This is a genomic window from Pseudomonas sp. HLG18, assembly GCF_051903985.1.
Lineage (GTDB): Bacteria > Pseudomonadota > Gammaproteobacteria > Pseudomonadales > Pseudomonadaceae > Aquipseudomonas > Aquipseudomonas fluorescens_BT.
The window spans coordinates 2,951,726-2,972,818 of sequence record NZ_CP195831.1 but is presented as its reverse complement, the minus strand read 5'-3'; the positions used below and the strand labels follow the sequence as shown (position 1 = coordinate 2,972,818).

Genomic DNA, 21,093 nt, shown 5'->3' with positions numbered 1-21,093 from the left:
TTTTTGCTATCTCGCCCATAATTTTGATAAAAGAATAAATTTTAGGCTGAACCAAAAAACGGCCGGATCCCGTGATCACGAAAGTACCGTTCGATCACCTTCGGATCCGCGCTGTTGTCGGCAATCGCCACGTAGGTATCCGGGCGCAGCAGGTAAAAGCCGTTGCGCCCCAGGCCCGCCGTTTCAAACGCCGGGCGCCAGTCGAACACGTGCAGCGGCAAGTGGTGTTCATTGCACCAGGCGATCATTTCGTCGCTGGTGTCGCCGTATACATGCACCTGCCAACACGGGTTGCGCAACGGTTCGTAATTGTCCCCCTCGCCATCATGGGCCCACGGCAAGCGGTCGCCGCCGTGCACATGCCCAGCCATACCTTCACTTAGCGCCATGCCCCGATAGTTGACGGTAATCTGCGAGACGGTGCGAAACAGGAATTCGCGACTGGTTTCGAATGAGGCCATTTTCGGGATCAGGAACGGTGCCAGCCGCGTGCGCAACAGATCGGCCATGCGGCCTTCGGCGGTGACGAAGCTGAAGACCTTGTCGGTGGTCGACACCAGCCGCCGGGCGAAGGCGATGCGTTCGGTTTCGTAGCTGTCGAGCAGCTTCGCCGTGGCGCCGCCGCTGAGCACTGCCGCCAGTTTCCACGCCAGATTGATCGCATCGCCGATGCCAGTGTTCATGCCCTGACCGCCGGCCGGGCTGTGTACGTGCGCTGCATCGCCGAGCAGAAACGCCCGGCCCTGGCGAAAGTGGTCTGCCACTCGATGATGCACACGGTAGGTGGAGAACCAGTTGACGTCCTCGATGTGCACGTTCAGATGTTCGATGGCGCGGCTGCTGACATCGGAAAATTCCAGGGTTTCGGCGCGATCCGCACGTTCGTCGCGCACGGTGCCGATCAGCCGTGCGCGACCTTCGCCGGCAAGCGGGAACACCGCGAGAAAGTCCGCCTCATCCAGATCCAGATGCAACTCGCCGTTGAGCGCCGGCCCGCTGGCCTGCACGTCGGCGACATAGAAAATCTGCTGATAGGTGCCACCGGGGAAACCGGTGTCGAGGGTCTTGCGCACCACCGAACGGGCGCCGTCACATCCAGCCAGGTAACAGGCCTGGCAGATCTCCTGTTCGCCATCCGGCAGACGCAAATGGGCGGTGAGACCGTCGCCGTTTTCCGTGAAGCTTTCGAGGGTGGTATTGCGCTCGACGAACACGTCGTAGTCTTCGAGGCGGTCGATCAGCAGTCGCTCGTGTTCGTCCTGCGGATAGATTTTCAGAAAGGCATAGGGCGTCAGGCCTTCGCCGATCCGGTTGAGCGGCAACTGTGCCACGGGTTTGCCCTTGACCCAGAAATTCGCCGCTGCCACCCGATGCCCGTTGCGCACCACGGCTTCGGCGAGATCCAGTTGCCGGTACAACTCCAGCGTGCGCGCCTGCACCGCCAGCGCCCGCGAGGTGGTGCCCGGCGCGGAGGTCTTGTCGATGATGCGCACGCGCACGCCCAGTTTGCTCAGCCACAGGGCCAGTACCAGTCCGGTGGGACCCGCGCCGATGATCAGAACGTCACTGCGGTTCATGGTCTGTCCTCCTCGCGTACCCTTTGCCACTGAGTGTGCAGCAGCAAGTATGGATCAGCGGGCGGGCACGGCCAGTTCGCCTGCCAAACGGGGGAGGGAACAGTGTCGCCGGCCCGCAGTCCTATCCTGCACCCTGCGATAGAGCGTAGGGTTAACCCGGCTCAACGGATTGGATGAAGCGTTATGCACACCCCTCGATTATTCGTCAGCCTCGCCGCACTGCTGGTACTGGCCGGTTGCGCCGGGCAGCGCAGCCAGGAACCGGCGCCGCGCGCACCGGCCGAGGTCAAGGCGCAGATCGTGCGCCTGCTGCCGGCAAAAACCGCCGACCGCCAGGGCTGGGCCACGGACATCTACACCGCGTTCGCCGCCCAGGGCATCAGCCCGACCACGCAAAACCTGTGTTCGGTGCTGGCCGTCGCCGAGCAGGAATCCACTTTCCAGGTCGATCCGCCGGTGCCCGGACTGGGCAAGATCGCCCGTGACGAAATCGACCGCCGCGCCGCCAAGGTGCATATCCCGAGCCTGTTGGTCAGCGGTGCCTTGCAGGTGCGCTCGCCGAACGGCAAGACCTACAGCGAACGCCTGAGCGCCGCCCGCAGCGAAAAGGAATTGAGCGCGATTTTCGACGACTTCATCGGCTCGGTGCCGATGGGCCGCACGCTGTTCAGCGGTTTCAACCCGGTGCACACCGGCGGGCCGATGCAGGTCAGCATCGAATTCGCCGAACAGCATGCCAAAGACTATCCGTACCCGGTGGACGGGACGATTCGTCGCGAGGTGTTCAGTCGTCGGGGCGGCATGTACTTCGGCATCGCCCATCTGCTGGGTTATCCGGTGAGTTATCGCGAGCCGCTGTACCGTTTTGCGGACTTCAATGCCGGGTGGTACGCCAGTCGCAACGCAGCGTTTCAGAATGCAGTCAGTCGCGCCTCGGGCGTTCCGCTGGCGCTGGATGGCGACCTGATTCGCTATGACTCGATCATGCCGGGCACCACCGAGCTGGCAGTACGCAGACTTGGCAAATCACTGGGCATGCGTAATCCACAGATCCGCGATCAACTGGAGAAGGGCAATACGCTGGGGTTCGAGGAGACCAGGCTCTATCAGCGGGTCTTCGAACTGGCGGATAAGGCAGAAGGCAAGTCATTGCCCCGGGCGGTGCTGCCGGGGATTGTCCTGCAAAGCCCGAAGATCACTCGCAAACTGACCACTGCGTGGTTCGCCAAACGGGTCGATGAGCGCTATCGGCGCTGCATGGCCAGGGACTGACGAGGCAAAAAAAGACGTTAAAAAACCCGGCTGACAGGAGCCGGGTTTTTTCCGGGTTGCTGCGATGAAGCCCTTCATTCAGGCAACGCGGCGTTCGATCAGACGATCCGAACCGCCTTCGGCAACACGACGTTCCAGCAGACGATCAGAGCCACCTTCGGCAACGCGGCGTTCTTGCAGGCGATCCGAGCCACCTTCGGCAACACGACGTTCCAGCAGACGATCAGAGCCACCTTCGGCAACGCGGCGTTCCAGCAGGCGATCAGAGCCACCTTCGGCAACGCGGCGTTCCAGCAGGCGATCGGAGCCACCTTCGGCAACGCGGCGTTCTTGCAGGCGATCCGAGCCGCCTTCGGCGACGCGCTGTTCGATCAACCGATCCGAACCGCCTTCAGCGATCATGGTGTGGGCCGGTTTGGCGGCAAATGCGTTGAAGGCCAGAACCGAAAGGGCAATGCTGAGGATGACTTGGCGTTTCATGATTTTTTGCTCCGGGGGTGTTGTTTGTTGGGTATGGAGCCGATGTTACGCCCGGGATTTTTTAAGAGAACTTCATTGACGTGATGGTGAACATCGACGCCGATGATGGTTTGTCACAGCACCTTCACGGTGCGGCCAATCGCCTGGATCGGCCCGGTGGGTTTGCCGGTAGGCGAGCCGTTGGCGCCTTCCAGCGTCAGCTCGAACAATTGGTTAGGTTGCAGCGGCGGCAGTTTGTCCAGCGGGATCGACAGCGCTTGCCCTGGCTTGACCAGCCCCAGCGACACCGGACCCTGCCAGCCGTCAGCCTTGGTCCAGAACTCCAGCGCCTTGTCCGCCGGCACCTCGACCACGCCCAGCGGAATCAACTGAATCTCCCGTGGACTGCTGGCCTGGATCACCCAGCCCGGCGCCTTGTCCTGCGGGGCGACCAGCACCACCAGAAAGCTTGGTTTCGGCGTGGTCTGGGTCAACAGGATCGAGCCCAATAACAAGGTTGCAGCCAGTCCGGCAGCGCTCAAGCCGCGCCACAGCGACAGGCGGTTCCACCATGAAATCTCTGGCGCCCTCTTATGGGTAAGTTGCCCGACACTGCGTTCGATGCGTTGCCACAGCTGCGACGAGGGTTGATGCGCCGGGGCGAGGTCGGTCAGCTCCAGCAGACGTCGCTCCCAGGCGTCCACGGCCGCTTGCAGCTCGGGATCGTTGGGCAAGCGCCGTTGCAATTCGGCGCGCGCTTCGGCCGAAAGAGTGCCGAGCACGTATTCGCTGGCCAGTTCATCGCGTTCCTGCGCCGATTCGGTGGTCATCCCATGCACTCCCGCAACGCATTGAGGCTGCGTTTGATCCAGGCTTTGACGGTGCCCAGCGGCGTGTCGAGGCGCTGGGCGATCTGCGCGTGGCTGTAACCGTCGACGTAGGCGTGAAGGATGCAGCGGCGGCGTTGCGGTTCCAGTTGATGCAGGCAGCGGTGGATGCGGGTCGATTGCGCCAGTGCGTCGAAACCGTCATCACTCGCCGGAAATTCGTTGCTGTCGTTGAGCGGCGTTTCCCGGTCGTGATTGCGCAACACATTCAGCGCCAGATGACGGGTCACGCTGAACATCCAGCCCCGGGCCGAACCGCGCGCCGGATCGAAACCCGCCGCGCCGGCCCAGATCTTGATGAATGCGTCGTGAACGATGTCTTCGGCCAGCGCCGTATCACGCACCAGACGCCGGGCCACGCCCAGCAGCCGCGGACTTTCCTGCACATACAATTCGCGCAGGGCCCCGCGCTCGCCGCGGGCACAGGCGGCGAGGCGGGCTTCGTAATCGAACGCGGTTTCGGGCAAGGGCATGTCCTGCAATCTAGCAAGCATCGGCCAAACGTCCAGCCGAGTTCAGTTCGCGGCCCAGAAAATGTAGTCGGCCTGGTACTTCACCACTTCCTGTTTGCCCTTGTTCGCCGCCGTGCATTCGCTGCCCGGCGCCACGCCGCCCTTGAGCGCGACGCGCTGGATGTAGCTCACGCCGCTCATCGCGCCTTTGCCCTCGGCGGGGTTGGCCTTGACCAGCTGATAGGGCAGGTTGCCCGGACTCGATGGCGCTACGGCCAGTTGCGTGCCGGTGACTTTCGAACCGTCCTGCGCCTGCCAGGTGGCGGGCGGGCCGAAGTAGGTGCCGACCTGTTTGCCGCTGCGATCGTTGAGCACTGCTTTCGGGCCGACGAACACCCACTCGGTCTGGCCGGCGACATTGGCCTTGTCACGGCATTCGTAGGTGATCTCGCCGACTCCGGTGGTTTCCATCGCGATCTTGTGGCCGTCCGGCACCTTGATCGCGTCGGGATAACTGCTTTGGGCAAAGCTTGTCGAGGCGACGGCGAGCAAACCGGTGAAGCCGATCAGTTGGGTGATGTTCATCAGTGTTTCTCCGAAAAAGGGTAAACCGCTGACAGCCGAAAGAGGGCTGTTACAGGGACTACCCGTGACGGAGGCGTTTGGATGCAGTGGCCGGAAAATAAATCTGAAAGCACTGAAGGTCAGATTGCTGTAACCCGCTCGCGCCCGGTTTTTGCCAATGCCAGGCCGGAGGCTTTCAGGAGTTCCTGGGTATAGGCATGCTGCGGCGCCGCAAAAATCTGGCGCGACGCTCCCTGTTCCACCACCTTGCCGTCCTTGATCACCATCAAATCGTGCGCCAGCGCATGCACCACCGCCAGGTCATGGCTGATGAACAGGTACGTCAGCCCGTGGCGGATCTGCAACTGCCGCAGCAATTCCACTATCTGTTTCTGCACCGTGCGGTCCAGCGCCGAGGTCGGTTCGTCGAGCAGAATCAGCGCCGGTTCCAGCACCAGCGCCCGGGCGATGGAAATGCGCTGGCGCTGGCCGCCGGAGAACTCGTGGGGATAGCGATGGCGGCTCTGCGGGTCGAGGCCGACTTCCTCCAGCACGCGGATCACCGCCGCCTCGCGTTCTTCGGGCGTGCCGATGCCGTGGGTCAGCAGGCCTTCGGCGATGATCTGTTGCACCGACATCCGTGGGCTGAGACTGCCGAACGGGTCCTGGAACACCACCTGAATCTGCCGGCGCAACGGGCGCATCAAACGCTGATTGAGCAGGCTCAACTGCTTGTTGCCAAAACGAATATCGCCCTCGGATTCCACCAGCCGCAGAATCGCCTGGCCCAGCGTCGATTTGCCCGAGCCGGACTCGCCGACAATCCCCAGAGTCTTGCCCCGCTGCAGACGGAAACTCACGCCGTCCACGGCCTTGATGTATTCCTGAGTGCGGCTGAACAACGCCTTGGGCAGCGGGAACCAGACTTTCAGGTCATCCACTTCCAGCAAGTTGTGATCGTAGCGACTCGGCACCGGCGCGCCCGACGGTTCTGCCTCGATCAGCAGGCGGCTGTAAGGATGCTGCGGGGTGCGGAACAGCGTTTCGCAATCGGCCTGTTCGACGATTTCCCCGTGGCGCATCACGCACACCCGTTGGGCGATGCGCCGTACCAGATTGAGGTCATGGCTGATCAGCAGCAGCGACATGCCGAGGCGTTGCTGCAACTCGATCAACAGCTCGAGAATCTTCTGTTGCACGGTCACGTCCAGCGCCGTGGTCGGTTCGTCGGCGATCAGCAATTCCGGTTCGTTGGCCAGCGCCATGGCGATCATCACTCGCTGTCGCTGGCCGCCGGAGAGCTGGTGCGGATAGGCCTTCAAACGCTGCAACGGTTGGCGAATGCCCACCAGTTCCAGCAACTCCAGCGTGCGCTGGCGCGCGGCGCGGCCCTTGAGCCCCTTGTGGATCTCCAGCACTTCGCTGATCTGTTTTTCAACCGTGTGCAGCGGGTTCAGCGAGGTCATCGGCTCCTGGAAAATCATCGCGATGCGGTTGCCGCGCAAGCCGCGCAGCTGCTGTTCGCTGGCGTGCAGCAAGTCCACGCCGTTGTAGCGGATGCTGCCCGTGCTGCTGACGGTTTTGCCCGGCAGCAAACGCAGGATCGAGTGCGCCGTCACCGACTTGCCCGAGCCGGATTCGCCGACCAGTGCCAGGCACTCGCCGCGGCGGATGTCGAGGTTCACGCCGTGCACCACTTCGTGCCCGGCGAAGGCGACGCGCAGGTCGCGGATTTCAATCAGGTTGTCGGTCATTTCAGCTCCGGGGATCAGGATCGCGGATCGAACGCGTCACGGCAGGCTTCGCCGATGAACACCAGCAAGGACAGAATCAGCGCCAGGGCAAAAAACGCCGTCAGCCCCAGCCACGGCGCTTGCAGATTGCGCTTGGCCTGGCCGATCAGTTCGCCCAGCGACGCGGTGCCGGCGGGCATGCCGAAACCGAGAAAATCCAGCGCGGTGAGGGTGGCGATGGCGCCGGTCAGGATGAACGGCAGGTAGGTGAGGGTGGAGGTCATGGCGTTGGGCAGAATGTGCCGGCGCATCAGCTCGCTGTCCGTCAGGCCCAGGGCCCGCGCGGCCTTGACGTACTCCAGGCTGCGCCCGCGCAGGAACTCCGCGCGCACCACGTCCACCAGTGCCAGCCAGGAAAACAGCGCCATGATCCCCAGCAGCCACCAGAAACTCGGCGAGACGAACCCGGACAAAATAATCAGCAGGTACAGCACCGGCAGCCCCGACCAGATCTCCAGCACCCGCTGCCCGAGCAAGTCGACCCAGCCGCCGTAATAACCCTGCAACGCCCCGGCGACGATACCGACCAACGCACTGACGGCGGTGAGGATCAGCGCAAACAGGATCGAAACCCGCGTGCCGAAAATCACCCGCGCCAATACGTCCCGCGCCTGATCGTCGGTGCCCAGCCAGTTGCTGGAGGACGGCGGGCTCGGCGCCGGTTCCGTGAGGTCGTAATTGACCGTGTCGTAGCTGAACGGGATCGGCGGGAACAGCATCCAGCCGCCCTGATCCTCAATCAGTTTGTGTACGTAACTGCTGGCGTAATCCGGCTGGAACGGCAGTTCGCCGCCGAAATCGGTTTCCAGGTAGTCGCTGAGGATCGGGAAGTAGAAGGCGTTGTGGTAGCGAATCACCAGCGGTTTGTCGTTGGCGATCAGTTCGCCGCCGAGGCAGATCAGGCACAGCCCGATGAACAGCCACAGCGACCAGCGCCCGCGACGGTTGGCCTTGAATTGCGCGATGCGCCGCCGGCCCAGAGGGGAAAGTGTGAACATCAGGCAGTCCTCGCCGAGAAGTCAATGCGCGGGTCGAGCAGGGTGTAGCAGAGGTCGCCGATCAGCTTGATCAACAGGCCGAACAGGGTGAACAGGAACAGCGTGCCGAACACCACCGGGTAGTCCCGTGACACCGCCGCTTCGTAGCTCATGCGCCCGAGGCCGTCGAGGTTGAAGAGGGTTTCGATCAGCAGCGAGCCGGCGAAAAAAACCTCGATCAACGCCGCCGGCACACCGGCCACGACCAACAGCATCGCGTTGCGAAACACATGGCCGTAGAGCACGCGTCTTTCGGTCAGGCCCTTGGCGCGTGCGGTGATCACGTACTGACGGCTGATCTCGTTGAGGAAGCTGTTTTTGGTCAGGATCGTCAGCGTCGCAAAACCACCGATCACCAACGCCGTCACTGGCAGCACCAGGTGCCAGAGGTAGTCGCCGACCTTGCCCCACAGGCTCAGGCTGTCGAAGTTGTCCGAGACCAGCCCCTGTACCGGAAACCAGTTGACGTAGCTGCCCCCGGCGAACACAACGATCAACAGGATCGCGAACAGAAACGCCGGCATCGCGTAGCCGACGATGATTGCCGTGCTGCTCCAGACATCGAATGCGCTGCCGTTTTTTATTGCCTTGCGAATGCCCAGCGGGATCGAAATCAGGTAGGTGATCAAGGTCGCCCACAGGCCGAGGGACAGCGACACCGGCAGCTTCTGCACGATCAGGTCCGTCACCTTCGCACCGCGAAAGAAGCTGCTGCCCAGGTCCAGTTGCGCGTAGTTCTTGAGCATCAGCCACAGGCGTTCATGCATCGGTTTGTCGAAACCGTAATGGTGTTTGATCTCCTCGATCAGCGCCGGATCCAGACCACGGCTGCTGCGCCCGGCACCGCCGATCGCGGTCACCTCGCTGGCGCCGCCCATGCTGTGCCCGCCGAAGCCTTGCAGGCGGGCGATGGCCTGTTCCACCGGGCCGCCGGGCGCGGCCTGCACGATGACGAAGTTGACCACCAGAATGCACAGCAGCGTCGGGATGATCAGCAACAGACGTCGACTCAGATAACGCCACATGTCACTGGCCCCCCGCGAGCTGGCGCAAGGCGCTCATCTGCTGATTGGTCAGCGGCTTGGCCGAGACCTCCCACCAGGTATCGAGGCCTTCGCTGTAAATCGGCTGCACCGGTGGCCTGCCGAAGCGGTTCTGAAACACCGTCGGTGTGCCTTTGGAGTAGTAGTTGGGAATCATGTAGTCACCCCATTGCAGCACCCGGTCGAGGGCGCGGGCGTAACGCACCATGGCGTCGCGGGTATTGGCCTGCACCAGGCCGTCGATCAGCCGGTCCACCGCCGGGTCCGCCAGCACCATCGAATTGGAGCTGCCGACCTGGGTCGCGCTCTGCGAGGCATACAGGCTGTACAACTCGCGGCCCGGCGAGACGATCGGATCGCCGCTGCGGGGGAAACTGGTAACGATCATGTCGTAGTCCCGGGCGTTGAGCCGGTTGATGTATTGCGCCGAATCGATGCGCCGCAGATTCAGGGTGATGCCGATCTGCGCCAGGGTGCGTTTGTACGGCAGCAACATGCGGTCGAAACCGCCCTGGCCGTCGAGGAAGGTGAATTCGAGTGGCTCGCCGTCAGCGTTCACCAGCCGATTGTTTTTCGGCGTCCACCCGGCCTCGGCCAACAGCTTCAGGGCCTGCAACTGCTTGTCGCGGATGTAGCCGCTGCCATCGGTTTTCGGCGCCTGATAGACCTGGGTGAACACCTCGTCCGGAATCTGTCCGCGCAGCGGTTCGAGGATCGCCAGCTCCCTGGCGTCGGGCAGCGCGGTGGCGGCCATTTCACTCTTCGGCCAGTAGCTGTTCTGGCGCACGTAGAAGCCGCGCATCATCTGCTTGTTGGTCCACTCGAAATCCCACAGCAGGCTCAGCGCCTGCCGCACGCGGCGATCCTTGAACAGCGGGTTCTGCAGGTTGAACACAAACCCCTGGGCGCTGGTCGGTTTGTCCGGGGCGAGAATCGCCTGTTGCAGGCGTCCGTCGCGCAGCGCCGGGCTGTCGTAGCCGACCACGTAGCCGGATGAGGAAAACTCGCGGTTGTAGTCGAACGCCCCGGCCTGCAGCAGCTGCCGGGCGACGTCGGTGTCGCCGTAGAAATTCACGGTCAGGCTGTCAAAGTTGTACATCCCGCGACTGACCGGCAGGTCCTTGCCCCACCAATTCGGATCGCGCTGGAAACCGATGCTGCGCCCCGCATCGACCTTGCTCACCCGGTACGGGCCGCTGCCCAGCGGGGGTTCGAAGCCGCCGCCGTTGGCAAAGTCGCGGGTCTTCCACCAGTGCTCGGGCACCGGTCGCAGCGACGCCAGATCCAGCGCGAGGGTGCGGTTGAGGTTGTTCTTGAAGGTGAAGCGAATCTGCCGCGGGCCTTCGATCAGCACATCCTGCACGTCGGCGTACTGCTGGCGATAACTCAGGCTGCCCTTGGTCATCAACAGCTCGAAGGTGTAGCGCACGTCCTCGGCGGTGATCGGCGTGCCGTCGGCGAAACGCGCCTCGGGATTCAGGTTGAAACGCACCCACAGACCGCCTGGGTCACGCTCCATGGATTGCGCCACCAGACCGTAGACGGTGTAGGGCTCGTCCAGCGAGCGGAACGCCAGCGGCGAATACACCCAGTCGTTGACCTGGACCACGGAAATGCCCTGATCGGCATAGGGGGTGATGTAGTTGTACTGACCGATCTCCATCGATGCGCGGCTGAGCGAGCCGCCCTTCGGGGCGTCGGGATTGACGAAATCGAAGTGCTGGAAACCGGCGGGGTATTTCGGCGCCTCGCCGTACACCGTCATCGCGTAGCTGCCGCCGGCCAGCGCAGATGCCGCGTTGCACAGCAGCGCGCTGCCGAGCAGCAGGCCGGCCATGTTGCGCATGAATGTCATGAAGTCGTTCCTCTGAGTCGGAAAAACCCGAAGCGGCGGTTGGCCGCTGCGGGATGCGAATTCGCAAGGGGAAGGGGCCGGCCGGAGTCTTGCGCGGCCCCGACCGGTACTCAGAAGTGGTACGTCATGCGCGCAAACAGCGTGCGGCCCAGCGGGTCGGTGTAACGTGGGTCATAGCCGCTCTGGAAGTTGTAGGCCTGGTTGGAGAACGGCGGATCGCGGTCGAACAGGTTCTTCACCCCGGCGTCCACGTCCAGCACCTTGTCGAAGGTGTAGCCGGCCGACAGGTCCCACACCGAATACGACGCGACCCGTGCGTTGGTTTCGCGGTCGTAGTCGTTGTAGCCGGTGGTAAAGCGGTTGGTCAGCGCTGCACGGGCGGCGCCGAAGGTCCAGGAACCGGTCAGGTTGTGTTTCCAGCGGGCAATCACCCCGTCGCCCTTGAAGTCGCCGACCTTGTCGGTGAACGGGCCCTTGATGGTGCTCTGGAAGTCGTACTCGTCGACATAGGTGCCTTGCAGGCCCAGGCCGAACTGGCCGTAAGGCGTGTTCGGGAAGCGATAGTCCAGCGACACATCGACGCCGTTGGTTTCGACGATGCCGAGGTTGGCGTTGCCGGTGACGATGTAATTGAGCGTGCCGTCGGCGTTGCGCACGAAACGGTCAGGGTAGCTGCCGGCCTGATCGAACACGGTGGATTCCGGGAACGGCTGGATCTGGTTGGAGATGTGAATCCACCAGAAATCCAGGCCCACGGACAGGTTGCTGACCGGCTGATAAACGAAGCCCAGGGTCACGTTGCGCGCTTTCTCCGGGGCCAGGTCTTCGTTGCCGCCGATCTGGTTGAGGAACTGCTGACCGCAATCGCGTCCGCCGTTGCCGCCCGGTTGCACCACGCCGCCGGTACACAGCACCGGGTCGTTGTAGTAGCCCTGGGTGTAGGTGATGCTGCGTGGCGAATACAGCTCATACAGCGACGGCGCGCGGAAACCTTCGCTGTAGGCGCCGCGGACCACCAGCTCCTTGAGTGGCTGATAACGGAACGAATATTTCGGGTTGGTGGTGCTGCCGAAGTCGCTGTATTTGTCGTGACGCACGGCGGCCGACAATTCCAGGCTGTCGAGCACCGGCACGTTGATTTCCGCGTAGGCGGCTTTCACGCTGCGGTCGCCCTCAACGCTGCCGGCGGGGTCGATGCCCAGGCTCTGAATGTCACCGGCAAAGGCTTCGAAGTCCTGGTGGAATTTCTCTTTGCGGTACTCGCCGCCCAACGCCAGCCCCGACGGGCCGGCACCGAACCAGTCACCGATCTCGCGGCTGATCCGCCCGTCGAAACCGGCGACCCGACCGACTGCCGTGGAATAGGCACCGTGGTACATGGCCTGATCGATGTACTGCTGACCGGCGCTGGTCTGTGGACCGAACGGGTTGAGCAGGCCGCTGGCCAGACCGTTGATCATTGCCTGATCGCTGACATAGCCGCTGGTGACGCTGGAGACAATCTTGTTCTGGTTGTACGAGGCGCCGACGTTGTAGTCCCAGCCGCCGACCAGACCGTCGAAACTCAGCAAAAAGCGCTGGCTGGTGTTCTGGTCTTTCGATTCACGCGGGCCGGCGGCGGTTTCGCGCCAGTTCACGTCCACCGGTTGCGTCGGGTCGAGGGCGAAGCCGGTGGGCGCCGGGGTGATGCCGTTGCCGGGGTAGTAGGGCGAGGACGAATCCAGGCTCAGGCCGGTCAATGGCGCCGGGCCGACGGCGGTGGCGTTGTTGTTGCGTGACCAGAAATATTCGAGGTTGATGTTGTGGTCGTCGGCCAGTTTGCCGGTGGTCTTGCCGAAGAACGAAGTCTTCTCGGTCTGTGGCACCAGGTCGATGAATTCCCGGGTACTGAAGCGGCAGAGGCCGTCGCGGGCCACCAGGTTGGGGCCGTTGCAATTGCTGTTGGCCAGCGGGTTGGTGGCGTTGCCGTTCTGGCTGTAGTTGCCGGGGAACGCGGTGCCGGAGGTCTGGTCCAGGCCACGGCCGGGCACGTAGTCGCGGGCGAAGGAGCGGTCGTTGGCGTCGAGGTTCTGCTGCTTGTTGTAGTTGAACACGCCGAGCACGTTGAAGCGGTCCTGTTCCAGGTCGCCGTAGCCCCAGCTGGCGCTCATGTCCTTGGTCGCACCGCCGCCGCTGTGGGTCGGGGTTTCGCCACCAAGGGTGAGCTGGCCGTCGGTCATGGATTTTTTGGTGATGAAGTTGATCACGCCACCGATGGCGTCGGTGCCGTACAGGGCCGAGGCGCCGTCGCGCAGCACTTCCACGCGCTCGATCGCGGCAAACGGGATCATGTTCAGATCCACCGCGCCGCCGGCCGAGTTGGTGCCCGACAGGGCGTTGTTGGCCAGCCGGCGACCGTTGAGCAGCACCAGTGTCTTGTTCGCGCCAATGCCGCGCATGTCGGCAAACGATGCGCCGCCGGTGGCCGCGCCGACCGAGCCTGCGCTGTTGTTGATCGACTGGCTGCCGGTGATGCGCTGCACCAGTTCGGCGGTGGTGGTCACGCCCTGTTTGCGCAGTTCATCGGCCTTGAGCACGGTGATCGGCACCGCCGTTTCCGCATCGACCCGGCGAATCGCCGAACCGGTCACTTCGACCCGTTGCAGTTGCGTGGTCGGCGCAACCACCGCAGCGGCGGCCGGGACGCCGTTGTCGTCCTCGGCGGCCTGAACCCCGGCGCCCATCCCCATGGCCACCAGGTACAACGGAACGAAGCGGTGGCGGGAAATCGTTGCCACCAAGGGTTTGAGCGTGAAGCGTGGAGTGTTCATCAGCATGGTTGTTTCCGACTTTGTTAGACGTTTATCGAAATGGCCTTGTGAGCCCTCTTTGCACGGAGCACGGTGGTGCCGCGCCGCGAAAACCACTTTCTTCAAGCAAGCCGATCCCCTCCGAAGACGCGCTGCGTTTTTCGGTCGGCCGATTGCGACGGGATTCAACGAACGGTGCCGGGCGCGTCCCTCACTGCGCGCCCGGCACCGCCGTCAGCGGGTGGTCATCACCGATATCTTGGTGATGCCCGAGCGCTCGATGGACGCCATGGCTTTGGCCACCTGGCCGTAATTCACGGCGGAGTCGGCCTGCAGCTGCACGCGGACGTCGGCATCTTTGGCCTTGACCTCCTTGAGGCTGGCCTCCAGTGATTCCGGTGCCAGCTCGGTCTTGGCCAGGAAGAACTTGCCGTCCTGATCGACGCTGACCACCACCGGATCCTTCTTTTCGGCGGGGGCGACGGCGTCGGTTTTCGGCAGGTTGACCTTGATCGCGTTGGTCATCAGCGGCGCGGTGACGATGAACACCACCAGCAGCACGAGCATCACGTCCACCAGCGGCGTGACGTTCATTTCGCTGAGCACTTCATCGCTGTCTTGAGTGGAAAAGGACATCAGCTGGCCTCCCGCACGGCGGCCGTGGATTTGGCGATGGCCTGGCGGCTGATGGAAAACGCGCTGCGCGAGGCGAGGGCGTCGAAGTCGTGGGCGAAGTCATCCATGTCGGCGGAGGCCAGTTTCAGGCGTCGCAGGAAGAAGTTGTAAATCAGCACCGCCGGCACCGCGACGGCAATGCCCACACCGGTGGCGATCAGCGCGTGGCCGATGGGCCCGGCCACGGTTTCCAGGCTGGCCGAACCGCTGGCGCCGATGCTTTGCAGGGCTTCCATGATTCCCCACACGGTGCCGAACAGGCCAATGAACGGCGCGGTGCTGCCGATACTGGCGAGGATCGCCTGGCCGTTTTCCAGCGAACGACGTTCCTTCTGGATCTGCTGGCGCAGGTTGCGTTCCAGTCGGTCGGAACGGTTGATGGTGTGCGCCAGTTGCTGGGTGGTGCGCGGGGACTCTTCCACCAGCAAGGCTTCGAAACCGCTGCTGGCGATCCGCGCCAGCGAGCCCGGATATTGGCTGGCATGCTCGGCGGCGGTGAGCAGATCCGGCGCACCCCAGAAGGCTTTGCTGAACTGCTTGTTCTGGGTTTTCTGACGCAGGTATTGCGCCGACTTGACCAGCAGGATCGCCCAGCTGACCACGGAAAACAGCACCAGCCCCCAGAGCACGCCGGGGACAATCATCGAAGACAGAGAATCGTTCATGGCTACACCTCGCTTGCGTTAATCGGTTGTGAGTTCGGTTGTCGCGCCGTCATTGCGGCAATTTGAAATCGATGGTCTGGGTGGCGAAGCCGTCGATCGGTGTGTCGCCGCGCTTGGCCGGAATGAACTTCCAGGCCTTCACCGCTGCAACCGCCGCGTCATCCAGTTGCGGCTTGCCGCTGGACTTGGTCACGGTCACCGAGCCGGCGCGACCGTTGGCCAGCACCTGAATCCGCAGCACCACGCTGCCTTCCCAGTTGCGCCGCAGGGCCAGCGACGGGTATTCCGGCGGCGGGTTGCCGAGGCTGGCTAGGCCGGAAATTGCCGCCGACTCTTTCACTGGCCCCGGTGCCGCCGCAGGTGCCGGTGGCGCGCTTGGGGTGGCCGGAGCAGCAGGCGCCGCCGGTTGCGCAGGGGCGGGCGGTGCTTTTGGCGGCTCGGCCTTTTTCACCGGTTTGGGTTTCTCGACCGGTTTCGGTTTTTCGATCGGCTTGGGTTTCTCCACCGGTTTGGGCGGTGGCTTGACCGCGTCCTCGTCTTCCACCGGTTGTTCCGGTTCGGGCGGTGGCGGTGGTGGGGGCGGCGGCTCCGGTGTCGGCGGTGCCGGCGGTGTCGGGCTGGTCAGCTCGACGGTCATTTCCGGGATTTCCGGTGGCGTGGGCAGCGGTTCGGCCCGCGCCTGCTGGAAAAACCACCAGGCGCCGCCGTGTATCAGCGCCGATACCGCCACCAGCAACAGCATCTGCTGTTTGTTCAGGCCGCCGGGCTGAGAAGTGTTGGCTTTGTAGACGGGCCGACCCGCTCCCGACGCAAGCGCTGCGTTCGGTACTGGCCCCGGCGGCGTTCTGTGCTTTACCGCATCGTTCATTAAAGCTCCCTCGGGTGGATGAAGGGCAATAAGGTGCCGTTCGAACAACAAGGCGTTGTTCGAGTGAGTGGTCGCAACTTTCATTCAGGTGTGCAGAAGCCGATAGTTGAACTATCTATTGAACAGGGCTTGTGCAGCTTGTTGCTTCAGTAATGCCGACTTCGATGGTTCATTGATCCGGTCCGTGGCTGTTCTTTTATAAGTGGGTGTGCAATTGAGTGGCTAACATCATTCTTGCCCTCATGGTTGATGCAATAGCAACCGCTGTGCCAAAGAGTGATCAATTGTGTAGCGGTTATTTCACGGATGATACGTATGTCGCATTTATATAAGTTTCATCAAACATGCCGGTTTTCATGGGCGCACAACCTCCCGAAGGCCCTGTTTGCAGGACATTTTTCAGGGCGAGACAGGCCGGGCGCGGTATCGCGCTGTTCAGCGAGATAGAGCGGCTGTTCTCGTGTCGGCCAGGACGCGTGATGGTGCGTGGCGGACTGAATTGGTGCGGGTCAGTGTTTTAGCGGGTCACAGGCGATATTCCTTGTTCTTGTTTAAGTAAAGTCGGTCGTTCCACTGGAACGGTGTATCGGCTGCAAGTGCAGTTTTGGTGCGCTTCGGACATTAACGCCAAACAGCGAAAGTTGTAGCAGTGTGCTGTCTGGAAGTTATTGTCGAACAATGTGTTCTTGCATTCATTAAAGCAGCGCGCACGCAATGACTTCTTGCGTGCTATTTAAAAAATAAATAGTGCAGACGTTCAGGTAATAAAAGGCATGCACGCACTGTTCGCAGGACGAACACGGCGCAGGTACAGGGGCACGGAGAGAAGAGTGTGGCGCAGCAGATGAAGATTCACGCGGTGAACTCCTTGTTGCCAGCTCGGATACGCGAACTTTTGGTTCGGTATCGCACCTTACAAGAACGCGGATAGCGTTCGCTGATTGCTCTTGGTGCGGGATGGGCACCGCCAGCGCTGTTTTGCGAGATCAGGGATTCGCAAGCTGCCGATGAATGCGCAATCCGTGCCAAATTCGATACAACAGCTATAAATAGGGCCAGGGCAGGACGCCTTTCGCAGCGGAGGAGGGGATATGTATCAGCTCTACGGACATCGCAATTCAGGGGCGGCGGCCATCGAGGCGGCGCTTGAGCTGTGCCAGGTGGCTTACCGCTTCATCGATATCGAGGCCGGTGCGGAAGCGGCGCAGGAGCTGGCGCGGCTCAATCCGCTCAAACAGATCCCGACCCTGCAACTGCCGGACGGCAGTGCAATCACCGAAAGTGCGGCGATCCTGATTCATCTGGGGCTGAGTTTTCCGCAATCCGGCCTGTTGCCCGCCGCGGGCGCTGACCGTGACCAAGCGATTCGCGGCCTGGTGTACATCGTCAGCAATTGCTATGCGGCCATCGGCATCATTGATTACCCCGAGCGCTGGCTGGTGATGCCGGACGAGGCCTCGCGGCAGAATCTGATGACGGGGGCGCGGGAGCGATTGCACTGGACCTGGGAGGTGTTTGCCGACCAGTTCTCCGCCGAGCTGTACCTGGACGATGAAACACCGGGGGCGCTGGATGTATTGGCAGCGGTGGTCTCGCGCTGGGCCGGTGCCCGTGAACACCTGCGTCAGGCCCGGCCCGGTTTCCATGCGTGGCTGCAACGCATCGACCGACACCCGGTGCTGGCGCCGGTCTTTGCGCGGCATTGGCCCGGCTGATCACTCCCCGCGAATGTACTGCTCCAGCTGTTTGATCAGCTCGGCCTGTTCGGCAATCGCTTCCTTGACCAGGTCGCCGATCGACAGCAGGCCCAGCAGTTTGCCGTTTTCTACCACCGGCAAGTGGCGCAGACGCTTGTCGGACATGATGCTCAGGCAGGTATCGACGGTCTGGTGGGTATCCACCGTGATCACGTTCGCCACCATGATGTCGCGTACCGGCGTGCCTACCGAGGAGCGCCCGTGCAGCACCAGCTTGCGTGCGTAATCGCGCTCGCTGATGATGCCCACCACTTTTTCGTCCTCCACCACGAGCAAGGCGCCGACGTTTTTCTCGGCCATCTTCATCAGCGCTTCGAGCACCATGTGATCGGGCTTGATCTGATGCACTTCCTGATTTTTCTGATCTTTGAGCTTGAGCAGCTGGGCGACGGTTTTCATGGCGGTTACTCAGGTGTTGTCGTTGTTCTCCAAGCATCGTAGACCGTGGCGCGCAGAGCAAGGCCGCAAAACGGCAGATAACACGCAAAAAACGTCATTTGACGGGTTTTTTCATTGCCAGACCTGTGCCACCGGTTGTGGCAATGCCGCGTAGAATGCCTTTCTGAATCAATTCTTGAGGTCGCAGTGGTGGATTTACAGCAGGGCTTCGTCCTGACCCGGCATTGGCGCGACACCCCGGCCGGCACCGAAGTCGAGTTCTGGCTGGCGACCGACGCCGGGCCGCGCCGTGTGCGCCTGCCGCATCAGCCGTCGGTGGCGTTCATCCCGGCGGCGCAGCGTGAGCAGGCCGAGCGGGTGCTGGCGGATGAAAAGAACGTCGAGCTGCGCCCCTTGGCCCTCCAGGATTTCGAACATCGCCCGGTGCTCGGGCTGTATTGCCAGCAACACGGTCAGTTGATGCGTCTGGAAACGGCGCTCAACCGTCACAGTGTCGATGTCTTCGAAGCCGATGTGCGACCGCCCGAGCGCTACCTGATGGAGCGTTTCATCACCGCGCCGGTGTGGTTCAGCGGCACGCCCGATGCCGACGGCGTGCTGCTCGACGCCCACCTCAAGCCTGCGCCCGACTATCGACCGCAACTGCGACTGGTCTCGCTGGACATCGAAACCACCGAGCAGGGCGAGTTGTATTCCATTGCGCTGGAAGGCTGCGGTGAACGTCAGGTGTACATGCTCGGCGCGCCAAACGGCGATGACAGCCTTGTCGATTTCGACCTTGAGTACTGCGAATCGCGCACCTTGATCCTGAAGAAGCTCAACGAGTGGTTCGCCCGCCATGACCCTGACGCGATCATCGGCTGGAACCTCGTGCAGTTCGATCTGCGCATCCTCCACGAACACGCCCGACGCCTCGGCGTGCCGCTCAAGCTCGGGCGCGGCGGTGAGGAAATGCAGTGGCGCGAACACGGCAGCCGCAATCATTACTTCGCGGCAGCGGCAGGAAGGCTGATCATCGATGGCATCGAATCCCTGCGTTCGGCGACCTGGAGCTTCCCCTCGTTCAGCCTGGAAAACGTCGCCCAGACCTTGCTCGGTGAGGGCAAGTCCATCGACAACCCGTACCAGCGCATGGACGAAATCAACCGTATGTTCGCCGAGGACAAACCGGCGCTGGCCAAGTACAACCTCAAGGACTGCGAACTGGTCACGCGGATTTTCGCCAAGACCGAGTTGCTGAAGTTTCTACTGGAGCGTGCCAGCGTCACCGGTCTGCCGGCGGATCGCAGCGGCGGTTCGGTGGCGGCGTTCACTCATTTGTACATGCCGTTGATGCACCGTCAGGGTTTTGTGGCGCCGAACCTTGGCACCAATCCCCCGCAGGCCAGCCCCGGCGGGTTTGTCATGGACTCGCAGCCGGGGCTGTACGAGTCGGTGCTGGTGCTCGACTACAAGAGCCTTTATCCGTCGATCATTCGCACCTTCCTGATTGATCCGGTGGGGCTGATCGAAGGCTTGCAGCATCCCGACGACAGCGATTCGGTGCCGGGCTTTCGCGGCGCTCGTTTCTCTCGCACGCGGCATTGCCTGCCGTCCATCGTCGCCCGTGTCGCCGAGGGTCGCGAGACCGCCAAGCGCGAACACAATGCGCCGTTGTCCCAGGCGCTGAAGATCATCATGAACGCCTTCTACGGCGTGCTCGGTTCCAGCGGTTGCCGGTTCTTCGATACGCGGCTGGCATCGTCGATCACCCTGCGTGGCCACGAAATCATGCTGCGCACCCGACAGCTGATCGAGGCCCAGGGGCATGCGGTGATTTATGGCGACACCGACTCGACGTTCGTCTGGCTGCGTCGCCCTCACGGTCAGGAAGAGGCGGCGACCATCGGCCGGGCGCTGGTTGCGCACGTCAACGACTGGTGGCGCGAGCATGTACGCGAGCAGTACGGGCTGGAAAGCGCCCTCGAATTGCAGTTCGAAACCCACTACAAACGCTTCCTGATGCCGACCATTCGCGGCGCCGAGGAGGGCAGCAAAAAGCGCTACGCCGGCCTGGTGACCCGCGCCGACGGCAGCGAAGAAATGGTCTATAAAGGCCTGGAAACCGTGCGCACCGACTGGTCGCTGCTGGCCCGGCAATTTCAGCAGGAACTGTACGAACGGATCTTCCAGCGCAAGCCTTATCAGGATTACGTGCGCGAGTACGTGCGCAAGACCCTGGCCGGCGAGTTCGACGAGCGACTGGTCTACCGCAAGCGCCTGCGCCGCACTCTCGACGACTATGAGCGTAACGTTCCGCCGCATGTGCGTGCGGCGCGTCTGGCGGACGATTACAACGCGCAGCATGGCCGCCCGCGGCAATACCAGAACGGCGGCTGGATCAGCTACGTCATCACCCTGGCCGGGCCCGAACCGCTGGAAGTGCGTCGCGCCGCCATCGACTACGACCACTACATCACCCGCCAGCTGCAACCGGTGGCGGATGCGATCCTGCCGTTTGTCGACGACGATTTCTCAACCCTGATCGGGGGGCAACTGGGCCTGTTTTGAGTCCAGCAGTTGCAGGGTCCATTCGTCTTGAATGCCGTGGAAGTAACGCTCCAGCGCCTGATGCCAGAGGCTGTCGTCGTCGGCGAACTGGGCGAACAGGGTCATCGATGAGTGGAATTTCAGGTCGTCCGGATGGCCGAAAATCTCGGCAATCGAACGCTGCTGCACGTTCAGCACCAGCTGCGTGCAGGTCCGCAGACGGGCGCCGAGCAACGGGTGGTCGAGGTAGGCTCGGGTTTCCGGGGCCGAGTTGATCGCGAACCGCCGCGACATCTCGCTGCCACCCAGCCCGGCGAACTGCGGGAATACGAACCACATCCAGTGGCTGCGCTTGCGGCCCTCGCCGAGTTCGCGCTGGACCCGATCAAACACCGGGTCCTGGGCGAGCACGAAGCGTTGCAGATCGTACGGGTCTTCCTGATCAGTGCTTCTCATGGCGAAGCCCTCTGTC

18 protein-coding genes are annotated in these 21,093 nt (G+C 62.5%); 3 read left to right on the top strand and 15 right to left on the bottom strand.

The features are described 5' to 3' along the window. Positions 1 to 41: 41 nt before the first annotated feature. Entirely contained in the window at positions 42 to 1,577 is a 1,536-nt protein-coding gene (locus ACSPX5_RS13670) for an FAD-dependent oxidoreductase (RefSeq protein ID WP_439821913.1), read from the bottom strand. A 183-nt stretch (positions 1,578 to 1,760) separates the two neighbouring features. On the opposite strand from ACSPX5_RS13670, the gene ACSPX5_RS13665 reads away from it, so the two are divergent. Then, positions 1,761 to 2,849, top strand: coding sequence for a DUF1615 domain-containing protein (locus ACSPX5_RS13665; RefSeq protein WP_169431065.1), 1,089 nt, complete (start codon positions 1,761 to 1,763; stop codon positions 2,847 to 2,849). A 78-nt stretch (positions 2,850 to 2,927) separates the two neighbouring features. On the opposite strand, the gene ACSPX5_RS13660 is transcribed toward ACSPX5_RS13665, so the two are convergent. The 12 genes from ACSPX5_RS13660 to ACSPX5_RS13605 form a co-directional block, all read right to left on the bottom strand. After that, entirely contained in the window at positions 2,928 to 3,329 is a 402-nt protein-coding gene (locus ACSPX5_RS13660) for a hypothetical protein (RefSeq protein ID WP_323162195.1), read from the bottom strand. A 113-nt stretch (positions 3,330 to 3,442) separates the two neighbouring features. Beyond that, positions 3,443 to 4,138 (bottom strand): anti-sigma factor, encoded by a 696-nt coding sequence (locus tag ACSPX5_RS13655; protein WP_439821912.1) that lies wholly within the window; start codon positions 4,136 to 4,138, stop codon positions 3,443 to 3,445. Next, complete coding sequence (locus tag ACSPX5_RS13650) at positions 4,135 to 4,668, bottom strand: sigma-70 family RNA polymerase sigma factor (protein WP_169431062.1); 534 nt, start codon at positions 4,666 to 4,668, stop codon at positions 4,135 to 4,137. Before ACSPX5_RS13650 ends, ACSPX5_RS13655 begins: the two co-directional genes overlap by 4 nt. Before the next feature lie 42 nt (positions 4,669 to 4,710). Further along, positions 4,711 to 5,232, bottom strand: coding sequence for a DUF3455 domain-containing protein (locus ACSPX5_RS13645; protein WP_169431061.1), 522 nt, complete (start codon positions 5,230 to 5,232; stop codon positions 4,711 to 4,713). A gap of 119 nt (positions 5,233 to 5,351) precedes the next feature. Then, positions 5,352 to 6,965 carry an ABC transporter ATP-binding protein gene (locus ACSPX5_RS13640; protein WP_439821911.1) on the bottom strand — a complete coding sequence of 538 codons (1,614 nt, stop codon included), beginning with the start codon at positions 6,963 to 6,965 and terminating at the stop codon, positions 5,352 to 5,354. 14 nt (positions 6,966 to 6,979) lie between these two features. Beyond that, the gene (locus ACSPX5_RS13635) at positions 6,980 to 8,002 is read right to left on the bottom strand and encodes an ABC transporter permease (protein ID WP_169431059.1); all 1,023 of its coding nucleotides are present in this window, start codon (positions 8,000 to 8,002) and stop codon (positions 6,980 to 6,982) included. Further along, on the bottom strand, positions 8,002 to 9,066 hold the full coding sequence (locus tag ACSPX5_RS13630) for a microcin C ABC transporter permease YejB (protein ID WP_439821910.1): 1,065 nt from the start codon (positions 9,064 to 9,066) through the stop codon (positions 8,002 to 8,004). Before ACSPX5_RS13630 ends, ACSPX5_RS13635 begins: the two co-directional genes overlap by 1 nt. A gap of 1 nt (position 9,067) precedes the next feature. Continuing rightward, positions 9,068 to 10,939, bottom strand: coding sequence for an extracellular solute-binding protein (locus ACSPX5_RS13625; RefSeq protein ID WP_439821909.1), 1,872 nt, complete (start codon positions 10,937 to 10,939; stop codon positions 9,068 to 9,070). Between the two features lie 110 nt (positions 10,940 to 11,049). Beyond that, complete coding sequence (locus tag ACSPX5_RS13620) at positions 11,050 to 13,755, bottom strand: TonB-dependent receptor (RefSeq protein WP_169431056.1); 2,706 nt, start codon at positions 13,753 to 13,755, stop codon at positions 11,050 to 11,052. 207 nt (positions 13,756 to 13,962) lie between these two features. Beyond that, positions 13,963 to 14,364, bottom strand: coding sequence for an ExbD/TolR family protein (locus ACSPX5_RS13615; protein WP_011335072.1), 402 nt, complete (start codon positions 14,362 to 14,364; stop codon positions 13,963 to 13,965). Then, positions 14,364 to 15,068 (bottom strand): MotA/TolQ/ExbB proton channel family protein, encoded by a 705-nt coding sequence (locus tag ACSPX5_RS13610; protein ID WP_085608298.1) that lies wholly within the window; start codon positions 15,066 to 15,068, stop codon positions 14,364 to 14,366. Before ACSPX5_RS13610 ends, ACSPX5_RS13615 begins: the two co-directional genes overlap by 1 nt. A 49-nt stretch (positions 15,069 to 15,117) precedes the next feature. Next, entirely contained in the window at positions 15,118 to 15,936 is an 819-nt protein-coding gene (locus tag ACSPX5_RS13605; RefSeq protein ID WP_207864026.1) for a TonB family protein, read from the bottom strand. Positions 15,937 to 17,027: 1,091 nt separating this feature from the next. Between ACSPX5_RS13605 and ACSPX5_RS13600 the strand changes: the two genes are divergently transcribed. Continuing rightward, positions 17,028 to 17,651 carry a glutathione S-transferase N-terminal domain-containing protein gene (locus tag ACSPX5_RS13600; protein WP_439821908.1) on the top strand — a complete coding sequence of 208 codons (624 nt, stop codon included), beginning with the start codon at positions 17,028 to 17,030 and terminating at the stop codon, positions 17,649 to 17,651. Here the strand turns inward: ACSPX5_RS13600 and ACSPX5_RS13595 are convergent, their stop codons facing one another. Beyond that, the gene (locus tag ACSPX5_RS13595) at positions 17,652 to 18,092 is read right to left on the bottom strand and encodes a CBS domain-containing protein (protein ID WP_085712511.1); all 441 of its coding nucleotides are present in this window, start codon (positions 18,090 to 18,092) and stop codon (positions 17,652 to 17,654) included. 189 nt (positions 18,093 to 18,281) lie between these two features. Here ACSPX5_RS13595 and ACSPX5_RS13590 point away from each other — a divergent pair, with 189 nt between their 5' ends. Next, a complete protein-coding gene (locus tag ACSPX5_RS13590) occupies positions 18,282 to 20,642 on the top strand; it encodes a DNA polymerase II (RefSeq protein WP_169431053.1) in 2,361 nt (786 codons plus the stop codon). Here the strand turns inward: ACSPX5_RS13590 and ACSPX5_RS13585 are convergent. Then, positions 20,607 to 21,077, bottom strand: a complete 471-nt coding sequence (locus ACSPX5_RS13585; protein ID WP_439821907.1) for a DUF1810 domain-containing protein — start codon at positions 21,075 to 21,077, stop codon at positions 20,607 to 20,609. The genes ACSPX5_RS13590 and ACSPX5_RS13585 overlap by 36 nt on opposite strands. Positions 21,078 to 21,093 lie beyond the last annotated feature (16 nt).